At 41.4% G+C, this 3,081-nt stretch carries 3 protein-coding genes; all 3 read left to right on the forward strand.

The window, feature by feature from the left end; genetic code table 11:
* Positions 1-140 precede the first annotated feature (140 nt).
* On the forward strand, positions 141-1,508 hold the full coding sequence (locus tag QVP40_RS13300) for an alanine/glycine:cation symporter family protein (RefSeq protein ID WP_138270918.1): 1,368 nt from the start codon (positions 141-143) through the stop codon (positions 1,506-1,508).
* 275 nt (positions 1,509-1,783) lie between these two features.
* Complete coding sequence (locus QVP40_RS13305; protein WP_022068860.1) at positions 1,784-2,245, forward strand: DUF2798 domain-containing protein; 462 nt, start codon at positions 1,784-1,786, stop codon at positions 2,243-2,245.
* A 301-nt stretch (positions 2,246-2,546) separates the two neighbouring features.
* Positions 2,547-3,081: pyruvate formate lyase family protein (locus tag QVP40_RS13310; protein ID WP_288200593.1), on the forward strand; the 535-nt coding region annotated here is incomplete at its 3' end.

Below are 3,081 nucleotides of genomic sequence, written 5' to 3' on the forward strand. Positions count from 1 at the left end.
ATTCTTTTTTCTTGTCAGACCCCTTGATTTTATGGTAAAATATCCATGTTTTACGCACAATAAAAAACAGGAGGTACTGACAATTGTTTTCAGGAATTGTTGAGGCGTATGGGAAAGTTATAGGTACATTGAGCAACTGGATGTACAGCTATATTCTTATTATCCTGCTTGTAGGCGCCGGGATCTATTTCACCGTCAAAACAAAAGGCGTCCAGTTCAGAGCGCTGAAAGAAGCCATTAAGGTGGTTATGGAGCCAAAGGATGATGAAAAATCAATTTCTTCTTTTCAGGCTCTGATGGTTTCTACTGCGTCCAGGGTGGGAACCGGGAATATTGCCGGAATTTCCACAGCTCTTTGCATTGGCGGAGCAGGAGCTATGTTCTGGATGTGGCTGATCGCGCTTCTGGGAAGCGCATCTGCATTCATTGAGAGTACACTGGCGCAGATCTATAAAAGAAAAGCTGCTGACGGAAGCTCTTACGGAGGTCCGGCATATTATATTCAGGCTGTGCTGAAAAAAAGATGGCTGGGAGTTTTGTTTGCGGCAGTTCTTATTGTAACTTATATGGGCGGCTTCAACATGGTTGCTGCTTTTAACATTTCAGATTCTTTCCGCAGATATGATTTCTATCAGCCAGGAACAACACCACTTGTTATAGGTCTGATTCTTGCAGTTATTTTTGGCATTTGTATTTTTGGCGGCAGCAAACGCATATCCAAAATTACAGAGGTTATTGTCCCGGTAATGGGAATCTTTTATATAGCGGTTTCTCTGTTTATTGTGATCACACATCTGAATCTTCTTCCGGGAGTGATCGTATCAATTTTTAAAGGCGCGTTTGATATTTCTGCAATTTTCGGCGGATTTGCAGGTTCAGCCGTCATGCAGGGAGTAAAAAGAGGTCTGTTTTCCAACGAGGCCGGTGTGGGCTCTGCTCCAAATGCCGCAGCTTCTGCGGGTGTGTCTCATCCTGTAAAGCAGGGACTTGTTCAGATGCTTTCTGTTTATATTGATACAATTGTGATCTGCAGTGCTACAGGATTTATGCTTCTGTGTTCCGGAGTAGTACCGGAAGAGGGAATTGCCGGAATGCCTTATGTGCAGGAGGCTGTTGCAGGTTCTCTGGGAGGTTTTGGTTCTGTATTTATTACCGTTGCTCTGTTTTTATTTGCATTTACCACACTGATCGGAAACTTTTATTATGCGGAAATGGGGCTTCGCTACATTTGTGACAAAACACCGAAAAAAATGATCATGAACATATTCCGTATCGCAGCAGCTCTGATCGTATGTATGGGAGCAACTATGGATTTCAGCGTAGTGTGGGACACAGCAGATGTACTTATGGGCCTGATGGCGCTTATTAATCTGCCGGTAATTGTGCTTCTTGCGAAACCGGCGCTTCGATGTATGCAGGATTATTTCAAACAGAAAAAATCAGGGAAAAATCCTGTATTTAAAGCAAAGGATATTAATCTGGAAACAAAGACAGATTTTTGGAACTGATATTTTAAGGAATATGTTAAAAACAGGATTGTGGCAGTGCACAGTGTGGAACAATCCGAAGGTATCGGTCAATTGAAAAAGTAAATTCTACTTTGCAAGATTAAATTCCGCAGGTATCGTATAATGCAGAATCAAAAAGTGCTTGCAATAGGGAATGAACTATGGTAATATAACCCAGTTTGATTTGGTTAAAATTGGAAACGCACATCCTCCGGATGATAACGAACAACACAAAGAATCAAAAGTGTTTACGTTATTATAAGGAGGATTTTTTTATGCCAAAAAACAAATTTGAAGATGTGATTTTTACTGCTGTTATGGCTATTGTCATGGTGTATGGAATGATCGTATACAATGTTGCGCTGAATACCGGTGGAACTGTAAGTGGTTTTACATTCCTTGCCGCTGTTCATGAGCTGGTATTCATGGCTCCGATTGCTTTTGTGCTGGAGTTTTTTGTTGTCAGTAAGCTGGCTGGCATGTTGGCGTTTAAGATCATGAAGCCAACAGACAGACCGCAGTTTATTACTTATGCGATTTCCATCTGCATCTGCTGTATTATGTGCCCGGTCATGAGTCTGATTGCTACTGTATTATTTAAGGAGCCCTCTTTTGGAACATGGATCCGTACCTGGGCCATGAATTTTCCGATGGCAATCTGTTATCAGATGTTTTATTGTGGGCCATTTGTGAGGCTGATCTTCCGTCTGATTTTCCGTCGCGGGGAGGAGAAATAATGAAGTCAGGGTCAAAAGTTCAATAACATTTTATGGTTCTGGACCCAACATCAAAATATACAAATAATATAAAAAGCATTGTAAAATCCGGGGATTTTCAGGCATTTAAAGGTGTCTGAGAGCCCCGGATTGTACTTTATGGAAAACATGTGTTAAATAATTGACAGAGCTGTCAAAGCGGTATAAACTGTCGGTGTGAACAGCAGAAGTTCACATGAAATAACTAACGAAACAGTTCTGTTGGCTGTACAAAAAAGCTTCAGGACATGATACCTGTATTTACAAGAAAGAGGTGCTGATCATGAAAGAATTTTCACAGTGGGAAGGTTTTAACGGTAAACGCTGGAAAGAAAAAATTGACGTACGTAACTTTATTAAAATGAATTATACACCATATGACGGAGATGCTTCTTTCCTGGAAGGGCCTACAGAGGCAACAAATAAACTCTGGGGCAAGCTTCAGGAGCTTCAGAAAGAAGAGCGCGCAAAGGGCGGAGTTCTGGATATGGAGACAGAGGTTGTAACATCTCTTACCGCATATGGTCCTGGATATATTGACGAGGATCTGAAAGATCTGGAAACTGTTGTAGGTCTTCAGACAGACAAACCTCTGAAACGTGCCTTTATGCCATACGGCGGTATTAAAATGGCAGAAAAAGCATGTGAAACTTACGGCTATGAAGTAAGCGACAAAATTAAAGATATTTTTAATAACTATGAGTTTAAAACACACAACCAGGGTGTGTTTGACATTTATACACCGGAAATGAAGGCTGCCCGTCACAGCAAAATTCTGACAGGTCTTCCGGATACCTATGGCCGCGGACGTATTGTAG

The sequence above is a fragment of the Blautia sp. CAG:257 genome (genome assembly GCF_000433815.1).
Classification (GTDB): Bacteria; Bacillota; Clostridia; order Lachnospirales; family Lachnospiraceae; genus Blautia_A; species Blautia_A caecimuris.

Excerpts from the sequence above, each read along its gene's own strand:
- QVP40_RS13300 (WP_138270918.1), top strand. The coding sequence starts at position 141 with ATGTACAGCTATATTCTTATTATCCTGCTTGTAGGCGCCGGGATCTAT.
- QVP40_RS13305 (WP_022068860.1), top strand. The coding sequence starts at position 1,784 with ATGCCAAAAAACAAATTTGAAGATGTGATTTTTACTGCTGTTATGGCT.